3 protein-coding genes are annotated in these 3,554 nt (G+C 44.9%); 2 read left to right on the top strand and 1 reads right to left on the bottom strand.

What is annotated here, in order from left to right; genetic code table 11:
• Nucleotides 1-271: 271 nt before the first annotated feature.
• Nucleotides 272-2,113, bottom strand: a complete 1,842-nt coding sequence (gene htpG / locus PFRI_RS05055) for a molecular chaperone HtpG (RefSeq protein ID WP_072629650.1) — start codon at nt 2,111-2,113, stop codon at nt 272-274.
• 302 nt (nt 2,114-2,415) lie between these two features.
• Between htpG and PFRI_RS05050 the strand changes: the two genes are divergently transcribed.
• Nucleotides 2,416-3,015: a tyrosine-type recombinase/integrase gene (locus tag PFRI_RS05050; protein ID WP_072629649.1), complete on the top strand. Its 600-nt coding sequence runs from the start codon at nt 2,416-2,418 to the stop codon at nt 3,013-3,015.
• An 85-nt stretch (nt 3,016-3,100) separates the two neighbouring features.
• Nucleotides 3,101-3,554, top strand: a 454-nt coding sequence (locus PFRI_RS05045; protein WP_139292095.1) for a tetratricopeptide repeat protein, incomplete at its 3' end; no start/stop codon positions are given.

Below are 3,554 nucleotides of genomic sequence, written 5' to 3'. Positions count from 1 at the left end.
ATAAAGAATATGAAATCCAAACCCGCAAACTCTCGTTATGAATGAGGGAGCCTAGGGGGGCAGGTCACAGTCACTTGATCATCTCTTCGATGGTTTGATTGCTCAACGACAGCAGATAGGCGCAGGTGTCGCCGTAGATGTAGTCGGGCATGGATTGGCTGCAAAGTCAGCGAAGAGACGTTGATCGATTTCTTATAAGAAATTCACGCCCTTATGCATTAGAGAAAGTTGAATTGAATAAGCAGGATTAATACCCGCTTATCCAATTATTTCAAAGTGCAGTGCCGATTGCGATTAGATCCTTCGAGAACTGCTGTGGATCTGATGGCATTTCACCGTCCAAAACCCTCGCTTGTTCAAATAGAACTCGGCTTAGGGCTTTTTGTAGTTCGGGAGAAAGATCTGGGATTTTACGAACCAGTGAATGGTCCGCATTTACTTCCAAGGTCTTTTTACTACCCTCAAATTCGGGATTTTGAGCCTTTAGGATGCGTTCTAAGTTGAAGTCCAGCCCGCCTTTACCAGCGACTAACCTGACGGGGCTTTCGACAAGTGAGGTCGTCACTTTTACATCTTCGACAGCATCCCCCAAGCAATCCTTGATTAACAATGCTATCGAGCTGGTCTCAACTTCGTTGGTCGCTTCATTTGGCGTTTCTTCAGACAACTCAGAAAGATCATACTTGTCACGAGAGATGGATAAGAATAACTTTTCTTTGTAAGCACCCATTTGTGACATCCAAAATGCATCGATGGGATCCGTCATCAGTAATACATCAATATCTTTGGCTCTAAAGCCCTCTAGGTGGGGGCTAGTCTTGGCTTGCTTTAATGTATCAGCAGTAAGGTAGTAGATCTTATCTTGCTTATCTGCCATCTCTTCCAAATAGCTATCAAGACTGATCAGCTTTTGATGTTTAAGTGAATACGCACGAGTGATCTCTGCGATCTTATCACGATATTCATAGTCTTCGTAGAGTCCTTCTTTTAAGACTTTACCAAATTGCTCCCAAAACGTGTCATACCCTGCTTCGTCTTTTTTCAGCTTCTTTTTGAGTTCGGAGAGAACTCGTTTCGTAACAGACTTTGAAATCTTTTTGATGACTGGGCTGTTCTGAACCATTTCCCTGCTAACGTTTAGATCAAGGCTCGTGGTGTCAAGGATACCCTTCGCAAAGCGCAGCCATGTAGGGATCACGCCATCCACATCCTGGCTAATGAATACACGGTTTATATATAGGCTGACTTTTGTTTTGCGTTCAGGCTCGAAAAGATCAAAAGGGGCGGTCTTGGGAATATACAGAAGATTAGTAAAATCTATCGATCCTTCGGTCTTGTTATGCAGAATAATGTAAGGCTCATCAAAAGCGCCCAAGCTGGCTTTATAGAACTCAGAATATTCTTCTTCTGACACCTCTGAAGGCGACTTCGTCCACAATGCTTGCGCACTGTTCGCTTGTTCCTTCTCCACGTCCTTAGATTGCACGAAAATAGGAATAACGATGTGATCCGAATACTTTTTGATTAGTTCTTTAAGTTTATGAAGATTAGCATATTCTTTGGCATCTTTGCGCAGGAATAGCTTGATAGAAGTCCCGACGGGCTGTTCGTCGCTTACAGCAGTAATTGTATATCCCGCTTTTCCATCACTCTCCCAAATGTTGGCTCCATTCTCGCCCGCTTTCCTAGTAGTCACCACGACTTTTTCTGCGACCATGAAAGCCGAATAAAAGCCTACACCGAATTTACCGATGAGTGCTTTGGCTGCGTTTTTACTATCAGAAGCTTCTTCGATACTGTCTAAAAATGAAGACGTTCCTGAGCGTGCAATAGTCCCAAGCGTTTCTGTGAGATCATCAGCATTGAGACCGATGCCAGTGTCTATAATTTCAACTGTTTTCTTCTTGTCATCAACGGCAACTAGGATCTCATCTTCATCCGAATTTAAGATGTCAGGCTGTGTCTGACCCAAGAGCTTTCGTTTGTGGACCGCATCTGAAGCATTCGATAGAAGCTCACGCAGAAAGATGTCTCTGTCAGAATACAGTGAGTTAATAACTATGTTTAGGATCTTGCCTGTATCGGCTTCAAAGTTGCGAGTTTGTTCTGTCATGTGAGGCTCCTATTCTTTGGGCATGAGATAATAATTTGACCAAGGGAAACAATAACTATTTGCATTTTTGTCAACCAAGCCTGAGACGCAATCTCCTGAGTAAGTAGATATGCACAACTGAACGCAATGCAGGTCAGATTTCTTATGAGAAATTCATTTCTGAAACTCATGAACAAATACTCATTATCTCATCAGTTCACGTAACCCATTGAAAGGACACGGACCTTTATCCTCCCTTGTGGAATGTGAAATTCCAGTCATGTTAAAACTCATGAAAAGCACCATTTTACAATGAGTTAGACATGGCATTAGGTAAACAAGCAAAGATACTGACTAAGAAACAAATCGACCAGCTGATCTGGTATGTTGGCACTTTGCGGCAGCCCTTACGCAATGAAGTGATTGTGATGTTGTCGGTCCGTGCAGGTCTTCGTGCAAAAGAGATCGCTTGTCTTACATGGTCGATGGTTACGGATGCCGATGGCGACATTGGCACAAGCATTCATTTGACAGATAAAGCATCCAAGGGCAGGGGCGGTCGAGTAATCCCGTTGAACATGCAGTTGCGCCTGAAGTTGGCGGATCTGCTCGAACAAGAACGTCAGAACCATCGTTTCGATCTAACTACATCGCATGTGATCCGCACTGAGCGTTCTGCCAAGACATCACCCCAAGCGATTGTGAACATGTTTGCGTCATGGTTCGATGATATGGGATTGTTGGGTTGCTCGTCTCATAGTGGGCGTAGGACGTTCATCACCAGCGCCGCTCGAAAGATCAGCTCAGTTGGAGGATCTTTACGGGGTGTGCAGATGCTGGCGGGTCACTCGTCGCTGGCTGTGACGCAGCGCTACATCGAAGGTGATGTTGAGGCGAAGACAAAGGTAGTAGAGTTGGTTTGAGTTACATTGCCAATGTTGTGTTGCATGCTCTTGTGTGGCACGAATGTTCCTAAGAAATTCTAGTAAAACGTGAGGGGCTGGGACATTGGCAAAAATATCGGTAGACCAGGTTCTTTTAAAGGCAAAGTCTCACGCAAAGAAAGGTGAGATTGAAGACGCAAAAAAGCTATACCAATCTGTGTTGCAGGCTTTTCCCAAGAATGTACGTGCGCAGCAGGGTTTGGCTGCATTGAGCAAGCCCGATGCGCCACAGGCTGTACCTCAGGAAATCATTGATCGCCTTGTTGCTCTCTATAATCAGGGACAACTGACTGCTGTCGTTGAGCAGGCACAAGCTCTGACAGAGCAATATCCTGAAGCATTTATTGTTTGGAATATCTTGGGGGCTGCGACCAAAGGCTTGGGTCGGACGGCAGATGCCGCCAGCGCTTTTAAGAGAGTGACAGAGTTGAATCCAACTTATGCTGATGGCTTCAACAATCTTGGCGTTACTCTCCAAGAGCAAGGCAAGCTGGACGAGGCGATAGCAGCTTACAACA

The organism is Planktotalea frisia (assembly GCF_001890925.1).
In the GTDB taxonomy this organism is placed as follows: domain Bacteria; phylum Pseudomonadota; class Alphaproteobacteria; order Rhodobacterales; family Rhodobacteraceae; genus Planktotalea; species Planktotalea frisia.
This window is presented reverse-complemented; position numbering and strand designations above follow the sequence as displayed.